This window comes from Rhodococcus sp. KRD175, from assembly GCF_017168275.1.
Taxonomy (GTDB): Bacteria; Actinomycetota; Actinomycetes; order Mycobacteriales; family Mycobacteriaceae; genus Rhodococcoides; species Rhodococcoides fascians.
On the sequence record NZ_JABFAQ010000002.1, the window covers coordinates 173,037 to 189,900 of the forward strand.

14 protein-coding genes are annotated in these 16,864 nt (G+C 64.3%); 5 read left to right on the plus strand and 9 right to left on the minus strand.

Annotated features, from left to right (window positions below; genetic code table 11):
* The first annotated feature begins 113 nt into the window (after positions 1-113).
* Positions 114-1,256 carry an acyl-CoA dehydrogenase family protein gene (locus J1M81_RS01470; RefSeq protein ID WP_027496854.1) on the plus strand — a complete coding sequence of 381 codons (1,143 nt, stop codon included), beginning with the start codon at positions 114-116 and terminating at the stop codon, positions 1,254-1,256.
* A gap of 79 nt (positions 1,257-1,335) precedes the next feature.
* On the opposite strand, the gene lexA is transcribed toward J1M81_RS01470, so the two are convergent.
* Positions 1,336-2,019, minus strand: a complete 684-nt coding sequence (lexA, locus tag J1M81_RS01475; RefSeq protein ID WP_027496855.1) for a transcriptional repressor LexA — start codon at positions 2,017-2,019, stop codon at positions 1,336-1,338.
* A 399-nt stretch (positions 2,020-2,418) separates the two neighbouring features.
* Between lexA and J1M81_RS01480 the strand changes: the two genes are divergently transcribed.
* Together J1M81_RS01480 and nrdR are read left to right on the plus strand one after the other, a co-directional pair.
* On the plus strand, positions 2,419-2,808 hold the full coding sequence (locus J1M81_RS01480; protein WP_027496856.1) for a hypothetical protein: 390 nt from the start codon (positions 2,419-2,421) through the stop codon (positions 2,806-2,808).
* 99 nt (positions 2,809-2,907) lie between these two features.
* Positions 2,908-3,372 (plus strand): transcriptional regulator NrdR, encoded by a 465-nt coding sequence (gene nrdR, locus J1M81_RS01485; RefSeq protein ID WP_027496857.1) that lies wholly within the window; start codon positions 2,908-2,910, stop codon positions 3,370-3,372.
* A gap of 12 nt (positions 3,373-3,384) precedes the next feature.
* Here nrdR and hrpA read toward each other — a convergent pair whose 3' ends face one another.
* Positions 3,385-7,281, minus strand: a complete 3,897-nt coding sequence (hrpA, locus tag J1M81_RS01490) for an ATP-dependent RNA helicase HrpA (protein WP_206497497.1) — start codon at positions 7,279-7,281, stop codon at positions 3,385-3,387.
* 97 nt (positions 7,282-7,378) lie between these two features.
* Here hrpA and J1M81_RS01495 point away from each other — a divergent pair, with 97 nt between their 5' ends.
* Positions 7,379-8,638 carry an aspartate aminotransferase family protein gene (locus tag J1M81_RS01495; RefSeq protein WP_206497498.1) on the plus strand — a complete coding sequence of 420 codons (1,260 nt, stop codon included), beginning with the start codon at positions 7,379-7,381 and terminating at the stop codon, positions 8,636-8,638.
* Here the strand turns inward: J1M81_RS01495 and J1M81_RS01500 are convergent.
* Positions 8,622-8,852 carry a hypothetical protein gene (locus J1M81_RS01500; RefSeq protein ID WP_027496860.1) on the minus strand — a complete coding sequence of 77 codons (231 nt, stop codon included), beginning with the start codon at positions 8,850-8,852 and terminating at the stop codon, positions 8,622-8,624. The two genes, J1M81_RS01495 and J1M81_RS01500, sit on opposite strands and share 17 nt — an antisense overlap.
* A 37-nt stretch (positions 8,853-8,889) precedes the next feature.
* Here J1M81_RS01500 and J1M81_RS01505 point away from each other — a divergent pair, with 37 nt between their 5' ends.
* Positions 8,890-9,564, plus strand: coding sequence for a hypothetical protein (locus tag J1M81_RS01505; protein WP_032366483.1), 675 nt, complete (start codon positions 8,890-8,892; stop codon positions 9,562-9,564).
* Here the strand turns inward: J1M81_RS01505 and J1M81_RS01510 are convergent.
* The 6 genes from J1M81_RS01510 to J1M81_RS01535 all read right to left on the minus strand — a co-directional run bounded on the left by J1M81_RS01510 (position 9,554) and on the right by J1M81_RS01535 (position 16,700).
* A complete protein-coding gene (locus J1M81_RS01510; protein WP_206497499.1) occupies positions 9,554-10,228 on the minus strand; it encodes a PhzF family phenazine biosynthesis protein in 675 nt (224 codons plus the stop codon). The two genes, J1M81_RS01505 and J1M81_RS01510, sit on opposite strands and share 11 nt — an antisense overlap.
* Before the next feature lie 96 nt (positions 10,229-10,324).
* On the minus strand, positions 10,325-10,864 hold the full coding sequence (locus J1M81_RS01515) for a carboxymuconolactone decarboxylase family protein (RefSeq protein ID WP_032366485.1): 540 nt from the start codon (positions 10,862-10,864) through the stop codon (positions 10,325-10,327).
* A gap of 1 nt (position 10,865) precedes the next feature.
* Complete coding sequence (locus tag J1M81_RS01520; protein WP_032366622.1) at positions 10,866-11,453, minus strand: peroxiredoxin; 588 nt, start codon at positions 11,451-11,453, stop codon at positions 10,866-10,868.
* 454 nt (positions 11,454-11,907) lie between these two features.
* Positions 11,908-14,424 (minus strand): RNA helicase, encoded by a 2,517-nt coding sequence (locus J1M81_RS01525; RefSeq protein ID WP_027496866.1) that lies wholly within the window; start codon positions 14,422-14,424, stop codon positions 11,908-11,910.
* A 65-nt stretch (positions 14,425-14,489) separates the two neighbouring features.
* Complete coding sequence (locus J1M81_RS01530; RefSeq protein WP_027496867.1) at positions 14,490-15,530, minus strand: alpha/beta fold hydrolase; 1,041 nt, start codon at positions 15,528-15,530, stop codon at positions 14,490-14,492.
* 225 nt (positions 15,531-15,755) lie between these two features.
* Positions 15,756-16,700, minus strand: coding sequence for a proteasome assembly chaperone family protein (locus J1M81_RS01535; protein WP_027496868.1), 945 nt, complete (start codon positions 16,698-16,700; stop codon positions 15,756-15,758).
* Positions 16,701-16,864 lie beyond the last annotated feature (164 nt).

Below are 16,864 nucleotides of genomic sequence, written 5' to 3' on the forward strand. Positions count from 1 at the left end.
CCCGGTGCACCGCGAACGTACTGTTGAACCGTGACGTCAGTCGCACCGACGACCGCGCTGTGACACCCCCTTCTCGCGGTCGACGACGGTGCGCACCGAACAAGGAGACCCGCGTGGAACGCACACTTTTCGAGCCCGAGCACGAGCTGTTCCGGGAGTCGTACCGGAAGTTTCTCGAACAGCACGTAGCCCCCAATCACGCGAAGTGGGAAGAGCAGAACATCGTCGACCGCGGCGTCTGGGTAGAGGCCGGCAAGCAGGGCTTCCTCGGGACTGCCGCACCGGAGGAGTTCGGCGGCGGCGGCGTCAAGGATTTCCGCTACAACGCCATCGTCACCGAGGAAACCACCCGCGGCGGCTACAGCGGCATCGGCTTCACTCTGCACAACGACGTCGTCGCGCCGTACTTCATCGAGTTGGCCAACGACGAGCAGAAGCAGCGGTGGCTGCCCGGATTCTGCTCCGGTGAGCTGATCACCGCGATCGCCATGACCGAGCCGGGTACCGGTAGCGACCTGCAGGGCATCAAGACCAAGGCCGTTCGGGACGGCGACGACTGGGTACTGAACGGCTCGAAGACGTTCATCACCAACGGCATCAATGCCGATCTGATCATCGTCGTAGCGTGCACCGACCCCGAGAAAGGTGCCCAGGGCTTCAGCCTGCTGGTCGTGGAGCGCGACATGCCCGGATTCGAGCGTGGCCGCAACCTCGACAAGATCGGCATGAAGGCCCAGGACACCGCGGAACTCAGCTTCACCGACGTTCGGGTTCCCGCAGCCAACCTGCTCGGCGAAGAAGGCATGGGCTTCATCTACCTGATGCAGAACTTGCCTCAGGAGCGGCTCTCGATTGCCGTCGTCGCCGCTGCAGCCATGGAATCGGCACTGGAGATGACCATTCAGTACTGCCGTGACCGCAAGGCATTCGGTAAGTCGATCGGAAAGTTCCAGAACACGCGATTCGTGTTGGCGGAACTCGCTACCGAAACGACCGCCACCCGCATCATGGTCGACAAATTCATCGAACTGCTCAACGACGGCAAGTTGACCGTGCAGGAAGCTGCCATGGCCAAGTGGTGGACCACCGAGAACCAGGTCAAGCTCATCGACCGGTGCCTTCAGCTGCACGGTGGGTACGGCTACATGAAGGAGTACCCGATTGCCAAGGCGTACATGGATTCTCGGGTACAGACCATCTACGGCGGCACCACGGAGATCATGAAGGAGATCATCGGTCGCGGACTGAATCTCTGATTCTGCCGATCGTTCAGGACCGACGAGAAGGGCCGCAGCATCTGTGCTGCGGCCCTTCTTCGTTGTGTCCGAACAGAGTTCAGAGCTTGCGCATCACGGTGACGACCTTGCCGAGAATGGCGGCATTGTTGCCCGGGATCGGCTCGAACAGTGGGTTGTGCGGCATGAGCCACACCTCACCCTTGGAACGCTTGAACGTCTTGACCGTGGCCTCACCCTCGATCATCGCCGCGACGATGTCGCCGTTGTCGGCCACGGACTGTTGACGCACCACCACCCAGTCACCGTCGCAGATCGCCGCGTCGATCATGGACTCGCCGACGACCTTGAGCAAGAACAACGATCCCTGACCGACCAACTCGCGGGGGAGTGGGAACACGTCCTCGACGGCTTCCTCCGCCAGAATCGGTCCACCCGCGGCGATCCGTCCGAGAACCGGCACGAACGTCGGCGTCGGCAACCGATCCTGCTCGTCGGACGCTGCCGAACCGTCCACCGCTGCCGCGGCCTGGTCGGCCTGCACCTCGTCCAGTCCGCGGACGTCCACAGCGCGAGGGCGGTTGGCGTCGCGCCGCAGGAACCCCTTGCGTTCGAGGGTGCGAAGCTGATGTGCGACGGACGACGTCGACGTCAGGCCCACGGCATCGCCGATCTCTCGAATGCTGGGTGGGTATCCGCGCTCGGTGACCGAGGCCCGGATGACCTCCAACACCTTCCGTTGCCGCTCGGTGAGCCCTGCACTGATGTCGGTGCCCACCTCCATGGCCTTCGGGGTCGGCTCGGCAGCCGGCTTTCCGGCTGCAGCCTTGCCGACCGTCGAGGATCCGGCTCGCGTGGAACCAGCTTTCGTGGAACCCGTCGTACTGGAACCGGTGATGGACCTCGTCGAGGTCTCGTCCTTCATGCTGTCGGCCTCCTGCTGATGCGGCTGGATTCGGTCTACGCGGTATCGATCCACGCGGACTGGAGTTGATGATGTCGACTCGTGTGGCGTGTGGTTTCTGACACGAATCTAGCGTGTATCAGCTGTTGAATCAAACATCTGTTCGACTCGTGTCGCGTTTTCTACAGACTTTGTCGGAGGCGCGTGATAGAACTTCGAACAAGCGTCCATCGAACGCCTGATCGAACAATCGATCCAACGAGCGAAGACGAGGTTCCGATGACCATCACCACCGATCGTCCCACCACTGCCGGTATGCGTTCGCGATCCGGTGTCGTCGAGCGTCGTCGGCGCTCGCGGCCCGTGCTGCAGAACCACGCGCGTCGGACGCAGAACGGCCCGTGCTTGCCTGTCGTGGACGAGTCCTGGACCGACGTCACCGATCGCGAGATGGCGGATCGAGACTTCGACGACACCTCGGCCCATTTCGCGAGCCAGACCGTGCGCCCACGCTCTCTCGTTCTGTGGATGTTGGCTGTGGTCGTCGTGGCCGGCGGTCTGATCGGCATCGCGAATCTGAGCGCGACCACACCCGACGCGGCCACTCAGCCCGCCGGCGCGGTCATGGTTCACGACGGAGCGCTCGTCGAGTACGCACCCAGCAGATGACCACCGGCACCATGGTGCCCAGCGTGGCTGAGTATCCTCGAAGACTGCCCCGACGCGCACGTTCGTCGTCGGAGTATCGGCTACGACGGAGGCTCCCTCATGCATTGCCCGTTCTGCAGGCACCCCGACTCACGCGTGGTGGATTCGCGTGAAATGGACGAGGGTCAGGCAATACGGCGACGCCGGTCCTGCCCCGAGTGCGGTCGACGCTTCACCACCGTGGAGGCTGCCGTGCTCGCCGTCGTGAAACGCAGTGGTGTGACCGAGCCGTTCAGTCGCGAGAAGGTCGTCAAAGGAGTTCGTCGCGCCTGCCAGGGCAGAGACGTCGACAACGACGCGCTGAACCTGCTGGCTCAGCAAGTCGAAGACAATATTCGCGCGGCCGGTTCGGCCGAGATTCCCAGCAACGAAGTGGGCCTGGCCATCCTCGGACCGCTACGCGATCTCGACGAAGTGGCCTACCTTCGTTTCGCATCGGTCTACCGCTCGTTCAGTTCGGCAGAGGACTTCGAGAAGGAAATTCACGAACTCCGCAAACATCGAGAGTCCGCCGACGTCGAGTGACCCGCGGGCCGATCAGCGAGACTGATCGGCGATCGCCTTCTCGATGCGCTTCTCCGATACCGGATACGCGGTACGAATTCCCTGCGCGAACAACCCCACCCTCAGCTCCTCGATCATCCAGAACAGCTCCTGCACACCCGGGCTGTTCTTCCTGCTCTCCGGAAGCGAATCCAACAGCCGCCCGTACGAGCTGTACACCCGGTCGAGAACGTCCATCGCCGCAGCGTCGCGGCCCGCGCTGCTCGGCAGAGTGGACAGCCGCTTCGTCGCCGCAGCGAGATAGCGTGGCAGATCGGCCAACCGTCGAGAACCGAACTCGGTGACGAAACCGCGAAAGATCAAGCCGTCGAGCTGTTCTCGGACATCGTCGGCCGGCTCACCCGATGCGCTCTGCAACTGGGCCGACAGAGCCAACGCGGCCGTCAGGACCGGTCGAACCAGTGCGAGAACAGCAGCAGTACGCCGCGGAACCTCCGCGTCCACCAGTGCCCTGAGCTTGTCGAACTCGGCCGGATCGCGAACCGGCCCGCCGTGGGCGTCCATCGCTTCTTCCACAGCGAGCGCACGGCATTCCTCGAGCAGCGCATCGACGCCGCCGTACGGGTTCTGTCCGAGCGCAAGACGTTCGGCGGTCGGCAGCCCGGCCAACAGCGCCTTCGTTCCCTTCGGTGCCGTGGCGAGCAGCAGAGTACGGGTGCCCGCGCGCATGGCTGCTCGTTGCTGGGCGGGAGTACTGAGCACTCGCACCGCCACGCCCGAACCCTCGGGCACCAACGCCGGGTACCCGGTGACCTTCTGCCCACCCACGTCTCGGGTGACCGTGGGTTCCAAGCGGCCCAACGTGCCCGAGGTCCACGCCAGCGTCGGGGCGCGCTCCGCGTCGCCGACCGCACGTGCGACCTGTCGGCCGACCTCACCGGCCAGACCGGCGCGCAGCGCAGTCAGATCCTTGTTGCTGCCGAGCACGGTCCCGGACGGGTCGACCGCGGCGAACGTCATTCGCAGGTGATCGGGTAGCGCCGCAGTGTCGAAGTCCTTCGCGGTGATGTGGCACTGTGCGGCCCGTGAGAGTTCTCGGGCCAGAGCCGTCACGAGTGTTTCGGCCCGCGGTTTCATCACTGCCAACGCTGCCACAGCGAAGTCCGGAGCCGGAACCACGTTGCGTCGCAATGCCTTCGGTAGCGTCTTGATCAAGGCGGTGACGAGCTCGGCGCGCATCCCGGGCACCAGCCAGTCGAAGCCGACCGGCTGTACCTGAGCGAGCAGTGCGATGGGAATCTGCGCGGTGACGCCATCAGCGGCCGTGCCGGGCTCGAATTGATACGTCAGTGGGAATTGAATGTCACCCTGTCGCCACGCGTCCGGATACGCACCCGTCAGTACCGACGCGGCGTCCGAGTTGACGACGGTGTCCGTAGTGAAGTCGAGCAGGGACGGATCTTGCCGGCGGGCCTTCTTCCACCAGGTGTCGAAGTGTCGCGCGGACACGGCTTCCGGGGCGATGCGGGCGTCGTAGAAATCGAACAGTGCGTCGTCGTCGACGACGATGTCCCGTCGGCGAGCACGATGTTCGAGCTCGCCGACGTCGTCGAGCAGAGCCCTGTTCTTGTGAAAGAACCCGTGCTGGGTCTTCCATTCGCCCTGAACCAGGGCATGCCTGATGAAGAGCTCGCGAGACGCCTCGGGATCGATGCGGTGATAGTTGACCGGGCGCTGCGTCACCAACGGGATGCCGTACAACGTCACCCGTTCGTAGGCCAGCGCCGATTCCCGTTTGATCGACCAGTGTGGTTCGGAATAAGTGCGCTTCACCAGATGCGGTGCCAACCGTTCGGCCCATTCCGGTTCGATGCGGGCGGCCATGCGGCCCCACAGTCGTCCGGTCTCGACCAGTTCTGCAGCCATGACCCAGCGCGGTGGCTTCTTGAACAGTCCTGACCCGGGGAAGATCGCGAAATGTGCTCCGCGGGCACCCAGAAATTCACGCTTGTCGCCCTCTCTGAGGCCGACGTGCGAGAGCAGGCCGGACAGCAGGGACTGATGCAGTGCGTTCTCGCTCGACTCTGCGTCGGGCACCGTCCATCCGAGGCCGCGAGTGATCTGGCGGAGTTGTCCGTGCAGGTCCTGCCATTCGCGGATCCGCAGGTAGTGCAGGAACTCGGTGCGGCACATGCGTCGGAACTGGTTGGAAGACAGCTCGTCTCGCTGCTGCCGCAGGTACTTCCACAGCTGCACGTACGCCAGGAAGTCCGAATTCTCGACCGCAAAACGGGCATGCTTCTCGTCTGCAGCCTGTTGTTGCTCGGCGGGACGCTCGCGCACGTCCTGAATCGACAACGCCGCCACCACCACCAGAGCGTCACGAAGCGATCCGTTGCCGTTGGCCTCGACCAACATTCGGGCCATTCGAGGATCGACAGGAAGGGCGGACAGTTCGCGGCCGATCGGGGTGAGCTCGGCAGTGCCGTCCTTGGTGGCCGGCTTGAGTGCTCCGAGTTCTTCCAGCAAGCCGATACCGTCGCGGATGCTGCGTGGATCCGGCGGCTCGACGAAGGGAAACGCGTCGATCTTGCCCAATCCGAGCGCGGTCATCTGCAGAATGACCGAGGCCAGATTGGTGCGCAGAATCTCCGGCTCGGTGAACTGCGGACGAGACTCGAAGTCTTCCTCCGAGTACAACCGGATACAGATCCCGTCGGCGACGCGTCCGCAGCGACCCGCCCGCTGGCGCGCAGACGCCTGTGAAATCGGTTCGATGGGCAGCCGCTGCACCTTGGTGCGCAACGAGTATCGCGAGATGCGCGCGGTGCCCGGGTCCACGACGTAGCGGATGCCGGGGACCGTCAGCGACGTTTCCGCCACGTTCGTCGACAACACGACCCGGCGTCCCGAGTGCGGTGAGAACACCCGATGCTGTTTGGCGGCAGAGAGTCTGGCGTACAGAGGCACGATCTCGGTGTTGCGGAGATTGCGATCGGCCAGCGCATCCGCCGTATCGCGAATTTCTCGTTCACCGGACAGGAACACCAAGATGTCGCCGTCACCCTCGGCCATCAGCTCGTCGACTGCCTGGCAGGTGGCATCCACGGGATCGAGGTCGATCGTCGTGTCTCCCGCGTCGACCGTCAGAGGTCGATACCGCATCTCGACCGGGAACGTACGGCCGGATACCTCGATGATCGGTGCTGCGACCCCGTCGCGTGCGAAGTGTTGCGCGAATCGCTCCGGATCGATGGTCGCCGACGTGATGACGATCTTGAGATCGGGTCGCCGGGGGAGCAGTTGCGCGAGGTATCCCAGGATGAAGTCGATGTTCAGGCTGCGCTCGTGCGCCTCGTCGATGATGAGGGTGTCGTACTGGCGGAGCAGTCGGTCGCGTTGGATCTCGGCCAGGAGAATGCCGTCGGTCATCAGCTTGACGAGGGTCGAATCGGAGGACTGGTCGGTGAATCGAACCTTGTAGCCGATCGATTCGCCCAGTGGTTGACCCACCTCCTCGGCGATGCGCTCGGCAACGGTGCGCGCCGCCAACCTTCGGGGCTGTGTGTGACCGATCGAGCCGCGGATTCCGCGCCCCAGTTCGAGGCAGATCTTGGGAATCTGGGTGGTTTTGCCGGACCCGGTTTCACCGGCGACGATGACGACCTGGTGGGCAGCGATCGCTGCGGCGATGTCGTCCTTGCGCGCGCTGACGGGCAACGCCTGCGGATAGTCGAGGGTGGGCACTGCCGCCTGGCGTGTGGAGATGACGGCTTCTGCGCGAGCTACATCGCGTTCGAGCGCGGCGACGGCGTCCTCGGTGCGGGCCTTGTCGAGACGTCGTCGGAGCCGGTTCTCGTCGCGGATGGTGAGCTGTGCAACACGTGCGGCGAGTGCTCGTCGATCACCGGACGAATTCGAGGTAGACATACTCGTACCAGGATATCCGTTACGCGGTACTCACCCGAACTCCGTCCGGGAACGAACCGATGCACTCGCCGAATTCGACGTGACTACTGTGTAGCGCATGTCTTCCGACCTGGATCCAGCCGCCTCCACACACACCTCCGCGCTGTGGCACGGCTTCGCCGACATGGGCAACGTCACCACCAATGGGCCGTTCGTCGTCTCGCGAGGCGAGGGTGCGTACATCTTCGACAACGAGGGCAACCGATACCTCGACGCCACCGCCGGTCTGTGGTTCACCAACGTCGGTCACGGTCGCCGCGAGATCGCCGACGCCGTTGCCGCGCAGCTGAGCTCGATCGCGCACTACTCCAACTTCGGCGACTTCGTGCCCGAGACCACGTTGGCACTGGCCGATCGTCTCGCCGCCATCGCACCGGTGCCGGGCAGCAAGATCTTCTTCACCTCGGGCGGATCGGACTCCATCGACACCGTGGCGAAGCTTGCGCGCCGCTACTGGGTCGAAATGGGACGGCCGTCCAAGAAGATCATCGTCGGGCGGCAGAAGGCCTACCACGGCATGCACGTCGCGGGCACCGCGCTCGCCGGCATTCCGGTCAACAAGGAGAACTACGGCGAGCTGATGCCGGACGCCAGAACAGTGGCGTGGGACGACGCGAAATCGCTTCTCGCGCTGATCGAAGAGGTCGGAGCCGAGAACGTCGCCGCCTTCTTCTGCGAACCGGTGATCGGAGCGGGTGGAATCTACTTGCCTCCCGAGGGCTACCTACGTGAGGTACGGCAGATCTGCCGCGACCACGACGTGCTGTTCGTCGCCGACGAAGTGGTGACCGGATTCGGCCGGATCGGCGGTAGTTGGTTCGCCTCCACCCGCTTCGAGCTCGAACCCGACCTGATGACGACCGCCAAGGGGTTGACGTCGGGCTACGTCCCGATGGGCGCCGTGTTCATCGCTCCGAAGATCGCCGAACCGTTCTTCGCAGGCGGAGTCTGGTGGCGTCACGGCTACACCTACGGTGGCCACGCAGGTGCAGCCGCCGCAGCGATGGCCAATCTCGACATCATCGAGCGCGAGGACCTGCTGAGTCACTCCAAGCGCATCGAAGCCGCACTGCACACCCACCTCGCGCCCCTGGCCGACCACGATCGGGTCGCGGAAGTCCGCAGCGGCATCGGCGCTGTCGCTGCCGTTCAGCTCGCCGACCCGGCGGAGGCATTACCGTTCGTGAAAACGTTGAGAGCTCATGGTGTTTCGGGCCGCGCGGCCGGACAGGGTGCAATGCAGATCTCGCCGGCGTTCGTCATGACCGACGCCGAGATCGAGGATATGGCCTCGCGCATCCTCAGTGCGCTCGGCTGAACCGGAGTCTGCTCAACAGCTGCTTCCCCCGCGAGAGCGGGGGAGCAGGTTCGGGTTCCGGCTCAGCGGATATTGCGGCGAACCGCCGGTGCAGCTGATCGCGCACTTCGTCGGGCGCATACGCGCGCCGCTTGCGCTCGGACCGCACCACCAACGCCCCGGTGGCCGCAACCCCGGCCATCCCGGCGAGACCGAGAGCTTTCCAGACGTTCATGCGGCAACCGTACCGCCACGAGATCTAGGGTTGGTCCATGAATCCGTCGCGAATCAGCCTCGATACCGCTGTGGATGCCACCAGAACCGGCGACATCTGGATCTTCCGCGGCCACTCGTCGGCGGACCGCGCAATCCAGGCTTTGACGAACAGCCCGGTCAACCACGTCGGTATGGCCGTCGTCCTGGACGACCTCCCGCCGCTGATGTGGCACGCAGAGCTCGGAAAGTCGTTGCAGGACATGTGGACCGGAAACTTCCATCGTGGAGTGCAGCTGCACGACCTGCGCTCTGCCGTTACCCACTGGGCCCAGCGGTACCAACAGCGTTGTTGGCTGCGGCAATTGGACGGATACGCCGGTCGTTCCCCTGGCTCCACTCCGGCCGTGACGAAGGAGCAGGAAGACGCGCTGCTTCGTACCATCGCGCGGATGGACGGAACGGCTTTTCCGACCACCGCGGCGCTCGCCGGTCGGTGGTTCCGTGGACGCGTGCCGGCGCTCCGAAAGAACGCGCAGGAGAGCGCTGCGCTCGAAACCGCGTACTGCGCCGAAGTTGTTGCGATGACCTACGACTCGATGGGTCTGTTGACGGGAAACAAGAAAGCCAACTGGTTCGATCCAGGAAAGTTCTGGAGTGGCGACCGTCTGCCACTGGCGGAAGGGGTGCGTCTGGGTGAGGAAATCGAAGTGGACGTGCCCGTCACACCGTGATCGAGTCGTCGTCGACGCTTCGGCCCCCGAGCTCCACCCACCCGTCCTCGTCGACGGTGGTCCACAGCTCAGACCCCGCACCCTGGACGATGTTCAGGCCCCGACCGAGCTCGGCAGTGAGCCGGACGGCGGCAGCACCTGTTGCCTCGTCCTCGGCGATTCCCATCATCGGCGCGAACATGCGCGAGCGCAGTTCGGCGCGCTGCTCGTCGGTCCAGGCCCAGATGTAGTGGTGGCCACTGTCGTAGGTGTTCGGATCTGCCGCTGCCACCTCGGCTGCGTCGTGGACCTGATGAAACGTGAACTGCGGAGTCCACTCGGCGCGTGCACGCACCCAGGTGAGCTCGCCGTCGTAGCGGATGTCGAGCGTGGCAGCGGGGACGGTGAGCGTCTGCACCGAGTGTCCGTTGTTGCGAAGCCACCAGGACAATCCGACCGTCGGATGTCCGGCGAACGGGAGCTGCGTTGCCGGGGTGTAGATCGTTGCCGACGCGGTACCAGGTGACGAGCGATCGACGAACACCGTCTCGCTGAAACCCAACTGCCTAGCAACATCCTGCCTGTCGCTCTCGCCTACAGCCTGTGCGTCAACGATGCCCAGTGGATTACCGAACCTGCCGTCGGCATCGGTGAACACTCGGACGACGGACACCTCGATAGCCATGCGGGGACGTTACCAATACGTCGTCGAGGCGTCACGATCGACGACGAACGGGGACCCGCCGCAGCGGATCCCCGTTTCGACCTGTTCAGCGGAACCTCAGACGGAGGCACCGTCGAGTACGCGGCCGGCCTCGACGGCCTGCGCGACACCCGCGACGATCGATGCGGCGCGAATCGCCTCGAAGATCTTCTCGCGGTCGACGCCCTCCTCGCGCAGAGTCTTCTCGTGCGCCTCGAGGCAGTGGTTGCATCCGTTGACGGCCGAGACCGCGAGCGACCACAGCTCGAAATCGGCCTTCTCGACGCCAGGGTTGCCGATGATGTTCATACGCAAGCCGGCGCGTAGATCGTCGTACTTTCCGTCCAGGTAGCCCTTGGTGCGGTAGAAGACGTTGTTCATACCCATGATCGACGCGGCACCCAGAGCGGCGTTGTACGCCTCGGCCGACAACGAGTCGGCGGCGTCCTCGGCGATCTCTTTCAACGTGGTCGAGGACTTCGACGCGGCGGCCACCGAAAGCAATGTGCCCCAGAGCTGTTGCTCGCTGAGCACGGTGGACCGCACGATCGAACCGAGGTTGAGCTTGAGGTCCTTCGCGTATTCGGGGACGGCGTTCTTCAAATTGTCGATCGACATGTCAGACGCTCGCCGTCAGTAGTTCGCCGGCGTCGATGGTGGGATCGCCCTTCTTCCAGTTGCAGGCGCACAGCTCATCCGACTGCAGTGCGTCCAGTACTCGAAGAACCTCGTCCACATTGCGACCGACCGATCCGGCGGTGACCGAGACGAACTGGATCTCGTTGTTCGGGTCCACGATGAAAGTGGCCCGGTCGGCGACGCCGTCGGCATTGAGAACACCGGTGGCAGCGGCCAATTCGCGCTTGAGATCCGAGAGCATCGGGAAGGGGAGCGTCTTGAGCTCGTCGTGCTGCGCGCGCCACTGGAAGTGCACGAATTCGTTGTCGACGGAGGCACCGAGGACCTGCGCGTCGCGATCTTCGAACTCGTCGTTGAGCTTGCCGAATGCTGCGATCTCGGTGGGGCACACGAACGTGAAGTCCTTGGGCCAGAAGAAGACGATGCGCCACTTTCCGGCGTGGTCGTCGCTGGTGACGGTGGTGAAGTAGTCGTCGGGCTGCTGCGCGTTCACCTTGGACAGGTCGCCGCCGATGACGGCGGTGAGATTGTATGCGGGGAACTGGTCGCCGATTGTCAACAGTGCCATGTGGTCTCCTCGTGTCGAAATGATCGCGTCGGTTCCGTCGGGAAGCGGTTCGGCTCGGTGGCGATTGTGCAGCCGCACGAGCTCGACCGACCTGGACGAGTGTGCCAAAAATGGGCCGAAAGGTAAACGTGATGAGTGGCACTGGACCGACAGGCGTGCCCGATCGACGCTGTCGGCCGACGCAGTCTTGTCCGCGCTCCGCGCACTACCACCACTTCGTAACGGCGGCAACGCAATTGAAATCGGCCCCGTATCGAGTCGTCGAAAACTAGGTACCTGCCCAACCAGCCGTGTACACGGAGCGTTTCGTCCCCGTCGTACTGCCCGGTCGTTCACTCGGCGGACGCGCCCCGACCGTTGCCGCGCAACGCAATTCGGGTCGAGAGCACGGAACGGGTCGGCCATAGCCGACTTCGCCACGCTCGCAGGCCTTCTCGCGCACGAGGCGCACGCATCAGCCGGGCGTGACGACGATCTCGTCGAACACGATTTCTCCCGCCGCGTCGGATTCGGCGAGGTCGATGACAGCATCGAGGGACCAGCCGTGGTCGCCGTCCGGATCTTCGAGTACCTGGCGGACCGTGGTGGATTCCGCACCGACGTTCAGGGTGAACAGCGCCGGTCCGCGAGCCGAGGGGCCGGTGCCGATGAACCCGTACTCGGCGAAGAACGGCTCCAACTCCTCCTCCCAGTCCGGCCCGTCGTCCAGGTCGTCGAGCGCGTTCCACTGACGACGCGCCGCCAGATCGACCCTTCGAAAGATCGCGTTACGGGCCAGGATTCGGAAAGCCCGTGGATTCGCCGAGATCGGACGCGGTGCATCGGACCCGTACGCCTCGACCAGGGCTTCCGGTTCAGCACCGGGATCGGTCAGGTTCTCCCACTCGTCGAGCAGGCTGGAATCGACTTGCCGAACGAGCTCGCCCAGCCACTCGGTGATGTCTTGGACCTCCTCGGTGCGCGATTCCGGCGGAACCGTCTGGCGCAGAGTGCGGTACGCGTCGGCGAGGTAGCGCAGTACCAGGCCCTCCGAGCGCATGAGGCCGTAGTGACTGATCAGCTCCGCGAAGGTCATCGCGCGCTCGACCATGTCACGGACGACGGACTTGGGCGACAGGCCCACCTCGGAGAGCCACGGGTGAGACCCGCGGTAGATCTCGAAGGCCGGAACGAGCAGCTCGGCAAGGGGTTTCGGCCAGGTGACCTCTTCGAGGAGTTCCATCCGCTCGTCGTACTCGATGCCGTCGGCCTTCATCTGGGCCACCGCTTCGCCGCGTGCGGCATGTTGCTGCGCCATCAACACCTGGCGGGGATCGTCGAGCGTCGACTCGATGATCGACACCACGTCGAGCGCGTGGGTGGGGGAGTCGACGTCGAGCAACTCGAACGAGGCCACCGCGAACGTCGACAACGGCTGATTGAGCGCGAAGTCCGGCTGCAGGTCCACCGTCAGCCTGGCATGGCGACCGTCCGCGTCCGGCTCGGCCAACTGTTCGACGATTCCGGCCTCCACCAGGCCGCGGTACAGCGACAGCGCACGCAGGATGTGCTTGCGCTGAGCCGGCCGGGTCTCGTGGTTGTCCTCGAGCAGATGACGCATCGCGTGGAAGCAATTGCCCGGCCGCGCAATGACATTGAGCAACATCGCATTGCTGACCGAGAACCGGGACGTCAACGGCTCCGGGCTCGCCGCGATGATGCGCTCGAACGTCGGCTCGCCCCAGGATACGAAGCCGTCGGGTGCCTTCTTGCGCTGTACCCGCTTGAGCTTCTTCGGGTCGTCACCGGCTTTGGCCACGAGCCGCGCATTCTCGATGTCGTGCTCGGGTGCCTCGACCACGACGGTGCCGAGGGTGTCGTACCCCGCGCGGCCCGCGCGTCCCGCGATCTGATGGAACTCGCGCGCTCGAAGCTTGCGTGTTCTGATGCCGTCGTATTTGGTGAGTCCGGTGAACAGCACGGTCCGGATGGGAACGTTGATGCCCACGCCCAACGTGTCGGTACCGCAGATCACCTTCAACAGACCGTCCTGCGCCAGTTTCTCCACCAGCCTGCGGTACTTGGGAAGCATGCCGGCGTGATGCACCCCGATACCGTGACGAACCAGTCTGGACAGCGTCGACCCGAAGCCGGTGGTGAAGCGGAAGTTGCCGATGGCCTCGGCTATCGCGGCCTTCTCTTGCTTGGACGCGACATTGATGCTCGTCAGGGCCTGAGCGCGTTCGAGTGCCGCTGCCTGGGTGAAGTGCACGACGTACACCGGAGCCAGGTGCGTCTGCACCAGCTCTTCGATCGTTTCGCCGATCGGGGTGGTGACATACGAGAACATCAACGGGACAGGCCGCTCGGTACCGGAGACGACGGTGGTCGTGCGGCCGGTACGTCGGGTCAGATCGTCGCGGAAGAACGAGACGTCGCCCAACGTCGCCGACATGAGCAGGAACTGGGCGTTCGGCAGTTCGATCAGAGGTACCTGCCAGGCCCACCCCCGGTCCGGCTCGGAGTAGTAGTGGAACTCGTCCATGATCACTTGGCCGATGTCGGAGTCGGCGCCCTGCCGCAGTGCCAGGTTCGCGACGATCTCGGCAGTGGCGCAGATGATCGGCGCACCGGAATTGACCGACGCGTCGCCGGTCATCATGCCGACGTTCTGCGCTCCGAAGATCTCGCACAGGGCGAAGAACTTCTCGCTGACGAGCGCCTTGATCGGCGCGGTGTAGAAACTGCGAATGCCTGCGGCCATGGCCGCGAAGTGGGCACCGATGGCGACCATGGACTTTCCGGAACCGGTCGGCGTGGCCAGGATGACGTTGGATCCCGACACCAGCTCGATCAGCGCCTCTTCCTGCGCGGGATACAGCGTCAGGCCCCGGTCCGAGGCCCAGGTGGTGAACGTATCGAACAGGACGTCCGGGTCCACGCCGTCGGAGGTGGCGGCGGAAACGTCGGGTATCAGTTCGGTGAGGAGCACCTCTACAGGCTATGTGTCGGTGACGGCGGTTCCCGAATCGACACCGAACGCCTGCGACGGGAGCGTCAGGTCGCGCTTCGCTCGTCCGACCCCATGGCCCCGAGCACGGCCATCCTGGTGCTCGAGCTGCCGCTGATCATGTCCTCGCCGACGCCGGTGATGAGCAGGTTGCGCCAGCGCACCTCGTCGAAACTGAGCGAGGGAGTCGAGTCGATGAAGTCCTCGAGGACCTGAAGGAAGCGCATCGGATCATCGCGAAACGGGAAGTGTCCGGAATTGTCGAACACTTCCAGCTTCGAACCGGGCATGGCGGAATGAGCCAGCCGGGCGTGCGCCACCGGGATCACCGAGTCCTGCTCACCCCACACCAGCAGCACCGGCAGATTTTCGGTGAGATAACAGCGGTCCAGCATCGTGACCACCTGGCCACGCCAGTCCACCACGGCACGCAACGTCCGTAGGTAGGCCTCGTATGTCGTCGGTGCAGGCAGTTCGCTCAGCACTCGGATCAGATCGGGGGTGTCGTGCAGCATCGACCCCGGTCGCAGTGGGGAGCTGTGCAGTTTGCTCAACAGGCCGCCGGCCAGCTTGACCGCCGGTATCGCGCCCGGCAAGCGCAGCAGCTTCACCGCCTCGGACAGGAACGGCATCGACGCCAATCGTAGAAGGGGGTGCACGTCCTTGGTCACTCCGCCCGAGGACACCAACGCGAGGCGATCGACCATGTGCGGGAACTGATAGGCGAACTGCATCGCCACCCCGCCGCCGAGCGAGTGGCCCACCACGGTGACGTGCTCGATGCCCAGAACGGACAACAGATCGCGCATACCGTTGGCGTACGCGGCAACGGAATAGTCGGCCCGCGGTTTGTCGGAGCGGCCGTGGCCGAGGAGATCGGGTGCGATCACCGTGTAGCTCTTGGCGAGGTGCGGGATGACCTCGTTCCACGTCTCGGAATTGTCACCGATTCCGTGGATCAGCAGCAGCACAGGGCCTTCACCGGCCATGCGAAAGGCCCGCCGATAGCCGTGAATGGTCCGAAAGATCAGCCGCGGTTCCTCGTCGGGAACCGGCCGGAGCTTACGACTGCGCGGAGTAGTGGACATTCGCGCCTCCTGATTCCCTGGTGCGCCGACGTACGGCGCAGTACGGCGTCGCTGCTCACGAGAGCGCAGCAACACAGACGACGGTTGTGTGTTGCTACGACTCTCGCACGAGATCGGGCTCGGGGCAGAGCATCGGGCGTATTGCGGGTTACAGGTATGTTGCGATCCGCCGGGGCTGTCGCATATGACTGGATCCCGCTGCTCTCGCTGTGACCAGCTCCACAACTACCGGGGTGCTTGTCCGTCTCCGTCGTCGAGGCCGGCCTGCTCGGCCAGGAACCGCTCGAACTCGGCACCCAGCTCGTCGCCGCTGGGGAGCGGCTCGTCACTGGCCAACAGCGTGGACTGTTGTTCCTGCGCGGCGACATACGTGTCGTACTGGCGCTCGAGCGCCTGTACGACCGACTGCACTTCCTCGTTTCCGGTGATGTGCTCGTTGACCTGCTCCCGGACGCGAGCCGCGGCCTCGCCCAACGCTGCCAAAGGTAGATCGAGCTCGGCAGCTTCACCGACGTTCTCGAGCAGCGTTTCCGCAGCCCCCGGGTAGTCCGTCTGCGCGAGATAATGGGGGACGTGTACCGAGAACCCCATCGATTCGTGGCCGTGCTGTGCCATCCGTAGTTCGAGCAAGGACGACGCACTACCGGGCACCTGCAGCTCGCCCGCCCAGCTGTTGCCTTCCTTGACCAACGCCCTGTCGCTCGCGTGCGCGGTGACGCCCAGCGGGCGGGTGTGCGGAATGGCCATCGGGATGGAGCCGAGACCGATCGTGCGCCGCACTCCGAGCTGCTCGGCAAGCAGTCGCACTGCCGTCGTGAACTTCTCCCATCGCAGATCGGGCTCCATGCCTGCCAGAAGAAGGAAGGGGGTCCCCACGTTGTCCTTGACGGCATACAGGTTGAGCTCGGGAGCGTCGTAATCCGAGAAGTGATCGGACTTGAACGTCATGGTCGGCCGACGGGACCGGTAATCGATCAACTCGTCGACATCGAAGGAGGCCACCAGCTCGGTTTCGAGACTCTCCCGCAGATGGGTCGTCGCAAGCTTCACGGCATGGCCGGCGTCGGAGAAACCTTCCAGCCCGTGCACCAGCACGGGCCCGACTCCGTCGTTGGAGAAAATTTGAGGTGCCGGAAATTCCAGCTCGTACATCTTCGACTGTTCGGTCATGGCCGGGCCCCTTTCGGATCGACTCGTCGATGCCTCGACGCGAGCATCGGGTCAGAATACGCGGACCGTCTGCTCGAGCCGCATACACGCCGACGTCGATCGTGGTGAATCACTACCCGACAGAACAACCGCGGAACCGTCGTTCATTCCCGGTCGGCGATTCG